General features: G+C 69.7%; 14 protein-coding genes. 13 read left to right on the top strand and 1 reads right to left on the bottom strand.

Translation table 11 applies throughout. The features are described 5' to 3' along the window. Nucleotides 1–740 precede the first annotated feature (740 nt). The 11 genes from BCF74_RS01290 to BCF74_RS01340 all read left to right on the top strand — a co-directional run bounded on the left by BCF74_RS01290 (nt 741) and on the right by BCF74_RS01340 (nt 10,206). The gene (locus tag BCF74_RS01290) at nt 741–2,963 is read left to right on the top strand and encodes a DEAD/DEAH box helicase (RefSeq protein WP_106296159.1); all 2,223 of its coding nucleotides are present in this window, start codon (nt 741–743) and stop codon (nt 2,961–2,963) included. Then, a complete protein-coding gene (locus BCF74_RS01295; RefSeq protein ID WP_245889152.1) occupies nt 2,953–3,513 on the top strand; it encodes a YqgE/AlgH family protein in 561 nt (186 codons plus the stop codon). Before BCF74_RS01290 ends, BCF74_RS01295 begins: the two co-directional genes overlap by 11 nt. A gap of 80 nt (nt 3,514–3,593) precedes the next feature. Beyond that, nucleotides 3,594–3,929 carry a DUF3039 domain-containing protein gene (locus tag BCF74_RS01300; protein ID WP_106296161.1) on the top strand — a complete coding sequence of 112 codons (336 nt, stop codon included), beginning with the start codon at nt 3,594–3,596 and terminating at the stop codon, nt 3,927–3,929. Nucleotides 3,930–4,325: 396 nt separating this feature from the next. Next, nucleotides 4,326–5,294 carry a zinc metalloprotease gene (locus tag BCF74_RS01305; RefSeq protein WP_106296162.1) on the top strand — a complete coding sequence of 323 codons (969 nt, stop codon included), beginning with the start codon at nt 4,326–4,328 and terminating at the stop codon, nt 5,292–5,294. 177 nt (nt 5,295–5,471) lie between these two features. Beyond that, the gene (locus tag BCF74_RS01310; protein ID WP_106296163.1) at nt 5,472–7,247 is read left to right on the top strand and encodes a DEAD/DEAH box helicase; all 1,776 of its coding nucleotides are present in this window, start codon (nt 5,472–5,474) and stop codon (nt 7,245–7,247) included. Between the two features lie 105 nt (nt 7,248–7,352). After that, a complete protein-coding gene (locus BCF74_RS01315; RefSeq protein WP_106296164.1) occupies nt 7,353–7,955 on the top strand; it encodes a hypothetical protein in 603 nt (200 codons plus the stop codon). After that, nucleotides 7,952–8,680 carry a hypothetical protein gene (locus BCF74_RS01320; protein WP_106296165.1) on the top strand — a complete coding sequence of 243 codons (729 nt, stop codon included), beginning with the start codon at nt 7,952–7,954 and terminating at the stop codon, nt 8,678–8,680. The genes BCF74_RS01315 and BCF74_RS01320 overlap by 4 nt, the downstream gene beginning before the upstream one ends. Next, on the top strand, nt 8,677–9,219 hold the full coding sequence (locus BCF74_RS01325) for a hypothetical protein (RefSeq protein ID WP_106296166.1): 543 nt from the start codon (nt 8,677–8,679) through the stop codon (nt 9,217–9,219). The genes BCF74_RS01320 and BCF74_RS01325 overlap by 4 nt, the downstream gene beginning before the upstream one ends. Then, nucleotides 9,216–9,509 (top strand): hypothetical protein, encoded by a 294-nt coding sequence (locus BCF74_RS01330; protein WP_146132845.1) that lies wholly within the window; start codon nt 9,216–9,218, stop codon nt 9,507–9,509. Before BCF74_RS01325 ends, BCF74_RS01330 begins: the two co-directional genes overlap by 4 nt. A gap of 21 nt (nt 9,510–9,530) precedes the next feature. Further along, nucleotides 9,531–9,851: a hypothetical protein gene (locus tag BCF74_RS01335; RefSeq protein ID WP_146132846.1), complete on the top strand. Its 321-nt coding sequence runs from the start codon at nt 9,531–9,533 to the stop codon at nt 9,849–9,851. Between the two features lie 49 nt (nt 9,852–9,900). Then, a complete protein-coding gene (locus tag BCF74_RS01340; RefSeq protein ID WP_106296169.1) occupies nt 9,901–10,206 on the top strand; it encodes a hypothetical protein in 306 nt (101 codons plus the stop codon). A gap of 34 nt (nt 10,207–10,240) precedes the next feature. On the opposite strand, the gene BCF74_RS01345 is transcribed toward BCF74_RS01340, so the two are convergent. Beyond that, nucleotides 10,241–10,732, bottom strand: coding sequence for an Lrp/AsnC family transcriptional regulator (locus BCF74_RS01345; RefSeq protein WP_106296170.1), 492 nt, complete (start codon nt 10,730–10,732; stop codon nt 10,241–10,243). Between the two features lie 107 nt (nt 10,733–10,839). On the opposite strand from BCF74_RS01345, the gene hppD reads away from it, so the two are divergent. Beyond that, nucleotides 10,840–12,084, top strand: a complete 1,245-nt coding sequence (gene hppD, locus BCF74_RS01350) for a 4-hydroxyphenylpyruvate dioxygenase (RefSeq protein WP_106296171.1) — start codon at nt 10,840–10,842, stop codon at nt 12,082–12,084. A gap of 114 nt (nt 12,085–12,198) precedes the next feature. Continuing rightward, nucleotides 12,199–12,822, top strand: coding sequence for a GNAT family N-acetyltransferase (locus tag BCF74_RS01355; RefSeq protein ID WP_106296172.1), 624 nt, complete (start codon nt 12,199–12,201; stop codon nt 12,820–12,822). Nucleotides 12,823–12,862 lie beyond the last annotated feature (40 nt).

Below are 12,862 nucleotides of genomic sequence, written 5' to 3' on the forward strand. Positions count from 1 at the left end.
GTGAAAAACTCACCCAATTGGACGCCTAGGGACAGGCGGGGGTGGGGTATGCCGTGGGGTCGCCTTCCGTCCCGAAGTCACCCAATTGGACGCTTAGGGACACGCGGGGGTGGGGTATGCCGTGGGGTCGCCTTCCGTCCCGAACTCACCCAATTGGACGCTTAGGCACGCGGGGGTGGGGTATGCCGTGGGCTCGCCTTCCGTCCCGAACTCACCCAATTGGACGCGTAGGGACAGCGCACCCACGGCTGGCTCGTCGCCACCCGCCTCGTCTCCCGTCCCGAACTCACCCAATTGGACGCTTAGGGACAGCGCACCCACGGCTGGTTCGTCGCCACTCGCCTCCTCACCCGTCCCGAACTCACCCAATTGGACGCCTAGGGACAGCGCACGCCTCGGTTGGTTCGTCGCCACTCGCCTCCTCGCCCGTCCCGAAGTCACCCAATTGGACGCTTAGGGACAGGCGGGGGTGGGGGTATGCCGTGGGGTCGCCTTCCGTCCCGAACTCACCCAATTGGACGCTGGGGCAGATTCGGCCGACCCGTTCAATTGGGTGACTTTTTCACGGAAGGTTGGAGTGGTCGGGGGAGCTGTCTTCCGCTGGTAGACTTGACTGCTTGCGCCAGTTCCGGCGCCCTGCGTACAGCCCGCCACGGTCGCCTCCGACCATCTCGCTGACACTGCCGTCGTCGATGTAGGGCCACACGCCTCCACCATCGACACGGATCGAGTTGTTCACCATGCCCAAGAAGGCATCCTCCGGCGGCAAGAAGCCCCGCTGGACCCCCGCCCAGAAGGCCGCCGCCAAGAAGAAGGCGGCCAAGCGCCCCGGTGCCCCCGGTGCCAAGAAGCACCACCGCGGCCAGCCCGACGGCCCGACCAAGCGACCCCGCTCCGAGCGCAGCCCGCGCTGGAACGCCGAGGAGCGCGAGGCCCGCCGCGACGGCGCCCCCACCCGCGAGTCCCGCTGGAACCACCGCGACCGCGGCGACCGGCGCCCGGCCGGCCGCGACGATCGTCGTGGCTTCCGCTCGAGTGACCGACCCGACCGCACGTCCCGCCGGGACGACCGTCCCACGCGCGGTGACCGATATGACCGCGGCGAGCGTCCCGCGCGCGGTGATCGGTATGACCGCGGCGAGCGTCCCGCCCGTAGTGACCGTCCCGCGCGCGGCGACCGGTACGACCGCAGCGAGCGGCCGGCATACCGCCAGAACCGCGACGACCGACCGCGCACCCCGAACCGGCCCGCGCGAGGTGAGCGGCCGGCCTACGGGCAGAAGTCCTTCGGCCGCAAGCCGTGGGAGGACCGCGACCGCGACAGGGACCGCCCCATGCGCCGCGTCGCCGACCCCGTCCGCCGCGACCGCCACGAGGGCCGGCACTACGACGAGCACCGCTACGACCTGCCCGAGCAGCCGCGCACCTTCGAGGAGGCCGAGGCCGAGCGCGCCGAGGCCGACACCTGGGTGAAGTACGAGTCCAAGGCCAAGTCCGGACCCGCAGAAGTCAACGCGGACAACGGTTTTGCCGCCCTCGGACTGCACGAGCGGCTCGTCGAGCGTCTCGCTCGGGACGGCATCACCGAGCCGTTCCCGATCCAGGCCGCGACGATCCCCGACGCCCTCGCCGGGCGCGACGTCCTCGGCCGCGGCCAGACCGGCTCGGGCAAGACCCTCGCGTTCGGTCTGCCGACGATCACCCGTCTCGCCGACGGCACCAAGCCCGCAAGCAAGCGCCCCCGCGCGCTCATCCTCGTGCCGACGCGCGAGCTCGCGATGCAGGTGAGCGACGCGCTCGAGCCGCTCGTCCACGTCACCGGGCTGCGGCACCGGCTCGTCGCCGGCGGCCTGTCCTACGACCCGCAGATCAAGGCGCTCGCCCGCGGCATCGACATCCTCGTCGCCACCCCGGGCCGCCTCGCCGACCTGCACGAGCGCGGCGCGGTCGAGTTCGACGACGTGCAGGTGACGATCCTCGACGAGGCCGACCACATGGCCGAGATGGGCTTCATGACCGAGGTCACCGCGATCCTCGACACCATCCCCAAGGGCGGTCAGACGCTGCTCTTCTCGGCGACGCTCGACCGCGGCATCGACGCGCTCGTCGAGCGCTACCTCACCGACCCGGTGACGCACTCGACCGACGACGCGACGGCCGCCGTGTCGACGATGAGCCACCACATCATGCTCATCGACCCGAACAACAAGAAGCAGCTCACCGCCGAGCTCGCCGCGCGCGAGGGCCGCACCGTCGTCTTCGTCCGCACCCAGCTCGGCGCCGACCGCGTCGCTCGCGAGCTGCGTGAGCGCGGTGTCCTCGCGGCCGCGATCCACGGCGGCCTGTCCCAGGCGGTCCGCAACCGCGCGCTCGGGGCGTTCCGTGACGGCACCCTCCCGGTGCTCGTCGCGACCGACGTCGCCGCGCGCGGCATCCACGTCGACGACATCGGCCTCGTCCTCCAGGCCGACCCGCCCGCGGACCACAAGGACTACCTGCACCGCGCCGGCCGCACCGCCCGCGCGGGGGAGCGCGGCGCCGTCGTCACGCTCGCGCTGCCGCACCAGAAGCGCACGATGATGCGCCTCGCCGACGCCGCCGGGCTCGACGTCGAGCCGACCCGGGTCGTGCCCGGCGACCAGCACGTCGCCGCCGCCGGTGGCCGCACCCCGTCGGGTGTGCCGGTGCCGGAGGAGCAGTGGCGCCCGCTGCTCGAGGCGCGCCCGCAGCAGCGTGGTCGCCAGGGCGGTCGTCCCGGTGTCCGGTCCGGCGGTCGTGGTGGGTATGCCGGCCGCGGCCAGGGTGGGCCGCGTGGCGGTTCGCGTTCCGAGGGCTACCGCGGTCGCGGTGACCGAGACGAACGTGGGGACCGCGATGGACGCGGTGACCGCGGTGGACGCGGGGACCGCTCGGGCCCGCGACGCGGCTCCGGTGGCCGTGCAGAATGGAACCGTGACCGCTGAGCGCACCACCGGACGACTCCTCGTCTCGACGCCCCGGCTCGACGACGGGATCTTCCACCGCAGCGTGGTCCTGATCCTCCAGCACGACGACGGCGGCGCTCAGGGCGTCGTCCTCAACAAGCCGCTCGGTGCCGACGTCGACGCGGTGCTGCCCGGGTGGGGTGAGCACATCACCTCACCGCAGACGCTCTTCCAGGGCGGGCCGGTCCAGCTCGACTCCGCGCTCGGGCTCGTGACGGTGTCGGGCCTCGACGAGGTCCCACCGGGTGGCCAGCTGCTCTTCGGGTCGGTCGCGATCATCGACCTCGACACCCCGCCACTGCTCGTCATGCCCGAGGTCAGCGGGCTGCGGATCTTCGCCGGGTATGCCGGGTGGGAGGCCGGGCAGCTCGAGGGTGAGCTGCGTCGTGGGTCATGGTTCGTCGTGGACTCCCGTGCCGAGGACCTGCTCACCGACGAGCCCGAGCGCCTGTGGGAGCGGGTGCTGCGCCGACAGCGGGACGAGCTCGCGTTCGTCGCGTACTTCCCGTCCGACCCCGAGCTCAACTGACCCGACGCCGATTTCGACCAACGACCCCAAGCTCAACTGACCCCCTGCCGGACGCGGACCCACGCACCCGCGCCCGGGTTATGGTGAATGGCGTGAGTGACCCGCAGATCCCCCTCAGCGACCCGAACGCGCCGCAGCCCGAGCCGGCCGGCCCGTCGACCAGCACGGCCGTCCTCGAGCGCGAGGAGACCGTCCCCGAGGTCCAGGAGCCGGGCGACCACGAGCGGTTCTCGCACTACGTCCGCAAGGAGAAGATCCTCGAGTCGGCCCTCTCCGGCGAACCGGTGACGGCCCTCTGCGGCAAGGTCTGGGTGCCGGGCCGCGACCCGCAGAAGTTCCCGGTCTGCCCGACGTGCAAGGAGATCTACGAAGGGCTCCGTCCGCCGCAGGACGGCGACGACGGCGGCAACGGCTGACCGGACGGCGCACGACGCGGCGCGCGGACGGCATACGAGCGCGCGGACGGCATGCCCGACGTGCGCACGGCATACGAGCGCGCGGACGGCATACCCGAAACGGTTCGCGAACCACGCCGTTGCTCGCAAACCGGATCGATCCGGCTTGCGAAACAGGCGACGGTTCGCGAACCGGATTGTGCACGAGGGTGACGGCGCCACAGTGGCTCGCACGTCACACGCCGCGGGTGCGCTGACGGCATACGATCTGCGCCGCGAGCGCGCCACCGCCGCAAGGACTTTGCCAAGTCTTGACCCAGACATGGGGATTTGTGGGTATCGACGGTCGTTGAGGGCTGTCTAGGTTCGGAGGCACCCGAACCCCACAGGGGTTTGTGCGAACCGGAAGGGAACCCCATGTCTGCTCGTTCACTGCGGCCGGCGTCGCTCCTCGCGGCCGCCGCTCTCTCCGCCGCCACCCTCGGCCTCGGCGCATCCACGGCCACCGCGATCCCCACCGCGGGTGAGCGCGGCGTCGCAGCCGAGTGCGCCAGCGAGACGCCCGCGCAGACCGCGGCGCGCGGCACCAAGGCCGGCAAGGTCCGCGACAACAACGACGTCACCGCGGCGCAGGCCAAGGCCATGGAGGCCGACCTCACGAAGGCGCTCGCCGCCAAGGGCCTCACGAAGACCTCGGAGGGCGCACGCAAGCCCGGCGGCGGCGGCGCATTCGTCCCGGCGACGATCGACGTCTACTGGCACACCATCACCGACGGCACCGCCGGCACGATCTCCTCGACCCAGATCGCGAACCAGATCACCGTCCTCAACAACGCCTACGCGAACAGCGGCTTCACCTTCCGCCTCGCCGGCACGACGACGACGAACAACGCCACCTGGTACAACAACCTCGACAGCGGCACCACGGCCGAGCGCAACATGAAGTCGGCGCTGCGCCAGGGCGACATGGGCGACCTCAACATCTACACCGCCAAGCTCGCCCGCAACCTCCTCGGCTGGGCGACCTTCCCGCAGTCGCGCCTCACCTCGAACGACGGCGTCGTCATCCTCGACCAGAGCGTCCCTGGCGGCACCGCCGCGCCCTTCAACGAGGGAGACACCGCGACGCACGAGGTCGGCCACTGGCTGAGCCTGTACCACACGTTCCAGGGCGGCTGCTCGGACACCGCGGGTGACTACGTGAGCGACACCCCGGCCGAGGCGAGCCCGGCGGACGGCTGCCCGGTCGGTCGCGACACGTGCACGCTCCCGGGTCTGGACCCGATCCGCAACTTCATGGACTACTCCACCGACGCGTGCATGGACCACTTCACCGCGGGCCAGAACACGCGCATGCAGAACGCCTGGGTGGCCTACCGAGGCTGAACCCGTCGGCTGACAAGCCACGACCGAGGGCCCGTCACGGACACCGTCCGGGACGGGCCCTCGTCCGTGCCATGAACGGGCCCTCGTCCGTGCCATGAACACTGGGTGGATTGCTGGCGTGTCCCGGTGGGGCGCTGTTCGTGTCGGGGCCGCGGTCTCGTTAACCTTGCCGGGCCGATGAGTACCTCAGCCGCCAGCCACCTCAGTCCCGCCTTCCCGGAGCGGGCCGCGTGGGGTACCGCCTCGAAGCTGCGCGCCTGGCAGCAGGAGGCGCTCACGGCATACCTCGAGAACGACGCGAAGGACTTCCTCGCGGTCGCGACGCCCGGTGCCGGCAAGACGACCTACGCGCTGCGGATCGCCGCCGAGCTGCTCGAGCGCGGTGAGGTTCGCGCGGTCACGGTCATCGCGCCGACCGAGCACCTCAAGACGCAGTGGTCGGACGCCGCGGCCCGGGTCGGCATCCAGCTCGACCCGAAGTTCTCGAACTCGACCGCGGTGCACTCCGGCGAGTACGACGGTGTCGCGCTCACCTATGCCCAGGTCGCCTCGCGTCCGGACCTGCACCGTCGCCGCACAGAGACGACGCCGACGCTCGTCATCCTCGACGAGATCCACCACGGCGGCGACGCCCGCAGCTGGGGCGACGCGATCCGCGAGGCGTTCACCCCCGCGGTGCGCCGGCTCTCGCTCACCGGGACGCCGTTCCGCTCGGACACCAACCCGATCCCGTTCGTCCGCTACGAGCTCGACGAGGCCGGAGTCCTGCGTTCGGCGGCGGACTACACCTACGGGTATGCCGCTGCGTTGCGTGACGCGGTCGTCCGGCCGGTGCTGTTCCTCGCCTACGGCGGGGCGATGCGGTGGCGGACCAAGGCGGGCGACGAGGTTGCCGCGCGGCTCGGGGAGCCGCTCACCAAGGACCAGATGGCGCAGGCGTGGCGCACCGCGCTCGACCCCAAGGGCGAGTGGATCCCGTCTGTGCTCGCCGCCGCCGACAAGCGGCTCACCGAGGTGCGGCGGCACGTCCCCGACGCCGGCGCGCTCGTCATCGCGTCGAACCAGACGTCGGCTCGCGCCTATGCGCGCATTCTCGAGTCGATCACGGGGGAGAAGCCGGCCGTCGTGCTGTCCGACGACGCGGGGGCGAGCGCGCGGATCGAGGAGTATGCCGCAGGCGACTCGCGGTGGATGGTCGCCGTGCGCATGGTGTCCGAGGGCGTCGACGTGCCCCGGCTGTGTGTCGGTGTCTATGCGACCTCGACGTCGACGCCGCTGTTCTTCGCCCAGGCGGTGGGGCGGTTCGTGCGGGCCCGCAAGAGGGGCGAGACGGCGTCGGTGTTCCTCCCGTCGGTGCCGGTGATCCTCCAGCACGCCGGGACGATGGAGGTCGAGCGCGACCACGCGCTGGACCGGCGCGGCTCGGGCGAGGATGCCGAGGGCGAGGCGGCCATGTGGGCCGAGGAGGAGGGGCTGCTCGCGGCGGCGAACCGCACCGAACGCACGCTCGGGCTCGAGGACGAGAAGTTCGAGGCGCTCGAGTCCGACGCCCATTTCGACCACGTCCTCTTCGACGCCCAGCAGTTCGGGCTGCACGCCGAGGTCGGCTCCGAGGAGGAGCAGGACTACCTCGGGCTGCCCGGTCTGCTCGAGCCCGAGCAGGTGTCAGCGCTGCTGACCGAGCGGCAAGCCAAGCAGTCCAAGTCGACCGGGCGCCGCTCGGGCGGCGGTGCGCAGGAGGCGCCGGTCTCGGCGCACCGGGCGCTCGCGGCGCAGCGCAAGGAGCTCAACAAGCTCGTCGCGGCCTACGCGAAGAAGACGGGAGCGCCGCACGCGAACGTGCACATGGAGCTGCGCCGGGCCTGCGGCGGGCCGGAGCTCGCGGCGGCGTCGTCGGAGCAGGTGGCGGCCCGTGTCGAGAAGGTGCGGCTCTGGTTCGTCGGCCGCCGCTAGGAGGTGACCATGCCACGGGGAGTGCTCCCCATGGCATCGGGACTAGTCATTGTCTAGTGTTCGACGGGACATAGGGATGGGAACACGACAGAGGGGATAGTACGAGTGACGCAGATCGAGGTCAGCTACCCGGGGATGCGGAATCTGAAGTCCGCCGCAGACCTCAACGCGGGCTACTTGGCGGACATCCACACGTTCGTCACCGGGAACTGCAGCGACGCCAGCGTGTTCACGGGGTTCTTGAGCCTGTTCAAGGGACAGTACGAAGAGGCCTACACGACCGCCGAGACGAGCCTGTCGAAGGGCAAGACCAGTTCTGCTGCGATCGCCACCAACATCGACAACAACCGCCGTCGCTATCGCGATGACGACCTCGAGTCGTCCTCGCGGTTGAAGGGCATCACCGTCTCGGTCGAGGTTCCCCAGATTCCCGGCACGACGCCGGAATCCGGCCCGCTCGTGACCAAGTCGGACAAGAACGTTGCCAATGGTGCGGGCGTCGTCGAGAAGGTCGACGAAGGAGTGCGCAAGCTGGAGGAGGAGAACGGCATCGGACCGCGACACCGCGGCCCCGGGCGGGGTAACCCGTTCCCCATCATCTCCATCATCGGTGAAGGTGAGTCGGCCCTCAAGACCATCAAGGATGGACAGGGCGCGGTGCAGGACGAACGGGACTACGAGAACTTCGAGAACGAGGGACAGCGATGAGCGCCATCACGCTGCAAGACCCCAAGGGCCTGCTGGTGGCAGCGTCTGGCGGCGACGCCTACGGCGCCATGATCGAGAGCGCCAAGGGCAACTGCGGAGTCATTCTCCAGGCGATCGACTGGGCTGCACAGAAGCTGCTGAGCTGGTCCCCGATCGAGGCGATCATGTCGCCGATCGCCGGAGACTTCAACGGAGTCGACCGGCTCAGGACGAACTGGCAGAACGCCGGGCTGGCGCTCACCGCTGCCGGGGACAACTACGACACCATCGCAGGATCAGTCAACGACGCCTGGATCGCGCCCGCTGCAGAGACCGCCGAATCGCGAATGCGCGAGCACGCCTCGGCGCACCGTCGACAGGGGACCGCGTGCGGTTTGATGAGCCGTCAGCTGGGCAACATGCTCAAGGCGACCGAACAGGTGGTCAACGCGGCGTGCGGCATCTTGGGCCTCGTTGAGGAGTGGGTCCTCTCCATGACAGTCGCCAAGCTCGCGAAGGAGATCTTCACCGGCGGCTCGGGAGTCCGGCGGGCGATCCGGCTGATCAACACCGTCATCGACATGATCAAGGAACTGGTGAACCTTCTCCCGGCGTTGGCCAAGGCTGCGGGTGTGGTTGCCACAACGCTGTCGGCGCTCAACGCGGTCCTGAGCTTTGCGGCCTCCGCTGACAGCTCATCGGCTGCGGGGCACATCGACGAAACTGCCTCGGCGGGCTTCAAGTGACAGACTCACGCTGGGCCGAGGAGAGCGCAGTCTTCGAGGCCGAGGCGGCGCTCCGGCAGCAAGAGAGTGCCATCGACGGCATCCTTTCCAAGGTGGCAGAGGCCAATGACCTGATGGCTCGCGCTCGTGCGGAGCTGGACGCGGAAGCCGACGACTCACGTGCGGATCGAGAGCAGGAGGAGAAGGAAGCGCGAACTGGTGCGCTCGGCCGCGAGCGTCAAGAGCTCCAGCGACGACTGGATCGCAACGAGACCACATGGGCCGAGGTGATGTCGGGCCGGGACGAGCACCCCAGCGCGGTGGCGTATCGGGGCCAGGTCGGTGACGGGCTACGGGCGATTGTCGAGGAGGAGACCGCCAAGGACCCGGAGTTGCGCGAGGCTCTGGACCAGATGGCGCGGTACTCCGAGCCGGGCGATCCGGAGGTCCGAGTTCCCGACTGGCCCACCCCTGATCCCACGTCCGACGGCAGACGGTCTCCGGACCCGCGGCCGGACGACGGGTCGCCCCAGCCCCCCAACTCCTTCGGAACCTGGTGACCACTGTGAACATCCTCGAAGCCAAGATCACCGTCACGAACATCGCTCTCGTCATCATCGCTGCGATCATCGCGGTGGCGTTCACGATCGGTGCGTTCAAGACCGGCACTTGGGCGTGGCTGGTCGCCGTGCCCATAAACATCGTGGGTGCCGCCCTCGTGGTGGTGGGTGCCCTACGCCGTCGCGCGACGGATGGCTCGCGCGGTATGGCCATCGCGGTGACGGGGGGCCTGTTCATCGTCGGATCGATCTGGGCAGCCTTCATGCTCGGAAACGCCCTGGCGTCGTGAGCTCATGGGGGGCGCTCCACGGTGAGGGTGCGTGACTTCTGGCGCAGTGCGTTCTCCGACGACACGCGCGGCTGGCGCTATGTGATGGCCATGTTCTTCGTCTGGGTGCCGTTGGGGATGTTCGGCGCGATGGCGATCCTCGGTGACGAGGTGTGGTGGGACATGCTCGGCTGGGTCCTTCTCGCGGGCCTCGGCTGGGTGATCGCGTGGACCGTGATCCTGCGGATCCACCGCCGCAGCGAGCCCGGGGCCACCGTGGACCTCACACCGTGGCGGCCACTAGCCGTACCGAACCTCATGATGGTCGCAGGGTTCGTCGGGTGCTTCCTCTCGGTCCGATGACGACGACAGCAACGTGCTCACAACTCACCACCGCCCGAGGAGTGTCCTGATGAGCGACCGCTCGCTCACGACGTCGTACGACGACACCCGAGTCCGCATCGGTGCGGTCTTCATGCTCGCCATCGGCGGCCTGATGGCCATCGCCTACGTCGTGCTGGCCCTCAGCACCGATCTCCTGGGCCTCCTTGCCGGCGTCCCGGTCGCCGTCCTTGGAATGGTGTGCGTGTGGATCGCCATGCGGCGCTGGACCGCGTGCCCGGGCCAACGCGGCGGTCTCTGGATGCTGCTGGGGTCGGTGCTCATCATCGGTTCTCTCTGGGCGGCCTTCCTGACCGGTGACGCGATCAGCGGCTGACCTGGTCGAGACGGCGCTCGCTACCTGACCCGCCTCAGGTGTCGGTGCGTGCCGCGGCCGCCTCGACGAGCGGGCCGGTGCGGTGGTCGAGATGCGTCACGAGGCACATCGACGTGTTGGCGCGCAGCACGTGCACGTCATCGATGATCTCGTCGATGACCCGGCCGAGATCGGCGTTGTCCCGCGCAACGACCCGCACGATGAGGTCGCCGACCCCCGTCGTCGAGTGGATCTCGAGCACCTCCGGGATCGCCGACAGGTGCGCGACGACCGGCGCATGCCCCTGCCGCTGGCGGATCTCGAGCGTGCAGAACGCCGTGACCGGGTAGCCGAGCGCGTCGGGGTCGATCTGCGGACCCATCGAGGCGATGATCCCGCGCTCCTGGAGCCGGTCGAGCCGGGCCTGCACCGTCCCGCGCGCCACCCCGAGCCGGCGCGACGCCCCGAGCACGCCGACCGCCGGGTTCTCGGTGAACAGGCCGATGATGCGGGCGTCCAAGGCGTCGATGCCGTCGGGTCGGATCATGGGCACAGTGTCGACCTCGACCCCACGAAAAGGCAACACGGTGCACAGAGTGTGCAGCGCGGCGGCATACCGTTGCACATCCTGCGCGCATCCGAGACCCTGCACGCATGACCGACACGACGACTGCAACGCCGCAGGACACGCACATCGACCTCACCGACCAGGAGCGCGCCGCCGACCTCAAGATCGAGGAGCTCAAGCGCCTCGTCGGCCTCGTCGAGTACGACGAGAGCACGGACCCGTTCCCCGTCACCGGCTGGGACGCCATCGTCTTCGTCGTGGGCAACGCGACCCAGACGGCGCACTACTACCAGTCCGCGTGGGGCATGGAGCTCGTCGGCTACTCCGGTCCCGAGAACGGCAACCGCGACCACAAGGCCTTCGTCCTCAAGTCCGGCTCGATCCGCTTCGTCGTCAAGGGTGCGGTGCAGCCGGACAGCCCGCTCATCGAGCACCACGCGAAGCACGGCGACGGCGTCGTCGACATCTCGCTCGAGGTGCCCGACGTCGACAAGTGCATCGCGCAGGCCAAGGCCGCCGGCGCCCGCGTCGTCCAGGAGCCCGAGACCGTCTCAGACGAGTTCGGCTCGGTCCGCATCGGTGCCATCGCGACCTACGGCGAGACGCGGCACACGCTCGTCCAGCGCACGATCGACGGTGAGACGTATGCCGGTCCGTACCTCCCGGGGTACGTCGCCCGCACGTCCGACTTCGTCAAGCGCGACGGCGCGCCGAAGCGGCTCTTCCAGGCGCTCGACCACATCGTCGGCAACGTCGAGCTCGGCAAGATGGACGAGTGGGTCGCGTTCTACAACCGCGTCATGGGCTTCGTGAACATGGCCGAGTTCATCGGTGACGACATCGCCACCGACTACTCCGCGCTCATGTCCAAGGTCGTCGCCAACGGCAACCACCGGGTGAAGTTCCCGCTCAACGAGCCGGCCATCGCGAAGAAGAAGAGCCAGATCGACGAGTACCTCGAGTTCTACAACGGCCCCGGCGCCCAGCATCTCGCGCTCGCGACGAACGACATCCTGACGACGGTCGACGAGCTGCGCAAGGAGGGTGTGGAGTTCCTCGACACCCCCGACGCGTACTACGACGACCCCGAGATGCGCGCCCGCATCGGCGAGGTCCGCGTCCCGATCGAGGAGCTGAAGAAGCGCAAGATCCTCGTCGACCGGGACGAGGACGGCTACCTGCTGCAGATCTTCACCAAGCCGCTCGGGGACCGCCCGACGGTCTTCTTCGAGATCATCGAGCGGCACGGCTCGCTCGGCTTCGGCAAGGGCAACTTCAAGGCCCTCTTCGAGTCCATCGAGCGCGAGCAGGAGAAGCGCGGCAACCTCTGAGGCCATCGGACCGCTCAGGTCCGCTGACGTACAGGCGCGGTATGCCGGGTGGTGACCACCCGGCATACCGCGCCTTCGCGCGTGCGGACGTGCGACCGGGTCTAGGCTCGGACCATGGGTGCAGGCTCGGTGGGAGAGGCTCGCGAGCTGCGGGTCGTCCGGGCGAACACCGTTGCGGCACAGGACCTTCAGCGGGTCTTCGGTGCGCGCGGAGACGCGCATCGCTGTCAGTGTCAGTGGTTCAAGCTCGGGCCGGGGGAGTCACTGGGGGGTCTCGGGGTCGACGAGCTCCGCGGCCGCCTCGAGGAGCAGGCCCGGTGCGGCCACGCGCGGGCGCGGACCACGTCTGGCCTCGTCGCGTGGGACGGGGACGAGCCGGTGGGCTGGGTCGCGGTGGAGCCGCGGACGGCATACGAGGGCATGGTCCGCAGCGGGAAGGTGCCGTGGGAGGGGCGCGACGAGGACCGGGCGGACGGCTCGGTGTGGGCGGTGACGTGTTTCGTGACGCGGGTCGGACACCGTCGGCGTGGCGTGAGTCGCGCGTTGCTCGCGGCGGCGGTGGACCACGCTCGCGACGGTGGCGCTCGGGCGATCGAGGGATACCCGATGGCGAGTGCCCGGGGAGCGATCGCAGGGGAGCTGTTCGTCGGGCTGGAGCACGTCTTCGCCGATGCGGGGTTCGAGGTGGTGACGCGCCCGACGAAGCGGCGCGTCGTGATGCGACTCGACCTCGTCTGACGCGTGGCGGCGCTGGCCTTGCGGCCGCGGTGAGGTGGGT

This window comes from Knoellia remsis (assembly GCF_003002895.1).
Lineage (GTDB): Bacteria > Actinomycetota > Actinomycetes > Actinomycetales > Dermatophilaceae > Knoellia > Knoellia remsis.

What these genes read in the sequence shown, in the direction of transcription:
- BCF74_RS01300 (WP_106296161.1), top strand. Translation starts at nt 3,594, where the DNA reads ATGGTGAATGGCGTGAGTGACCCGCAGATCCCCCTCAGCGACCCGAAC.
- BCF74_RS01310 (WP_106296163.1), top strand. Translation starts at nt 5,472, where the DNA reads ATGAGTACCTCAGCCGCCAGCCACCTCAGTCCCGCCTTCCCGGAGCGG.
- BCF74_RS01345 (WP_106296170.1), bottom strand. Translation starts at nt 10,732, where the DNA reads ATGATCCGACCCGACGGCATCGACGCCTTGGACGCCCGCATCATCGGC.
- BCF74_RS01290 (WP_106296159.1), top strand. Translation starts at nt 741, where the DNA reads ATGCCCAAGAAGGCATCCTCCGGCGGCAAGAAGCCCCGCTGGACCCCC.
- hppD (WP_106296171.1), top strand. Translation starts at nt 10,840, where the DNA reads ATGACCGACACGACGACTGCAACGCCGCAGGACACGCACATCGACCTC.
- BCF74_RS01320 (WP_106296165.1), top strand. Translation starts at nt 7,952, where the DNA reads ATGAGCGCCATCACGCTGCAAGACCCCAAGGGCCTGCTGGTGGCAGCG.
- BCF74_RS01340 (WP_106296169.1), top strand. Translation starts at nt 9,901, where the DNA reads ATGAGCGACCGCTCGCTCACGACGTCGTACGACGACACCCGAGTCCGC.
- BCF74_RS01355 (WP_106296172.1), top strand. Translation starts at nt 12,199, where the DNA reads ATGGGTGCAGGCTCGGTGGGAGAGGCTCGCGAGCTGCGGGTCGTCCGG.
- BCF74_RS01305 (WP_106296162.1), top strand. Translation starts at nt 4,326, where the DNA reads ATGTCTGCTCGTTCACTGCGGCCGGCGTCGCTCCTCGCGGCCGCCGCT.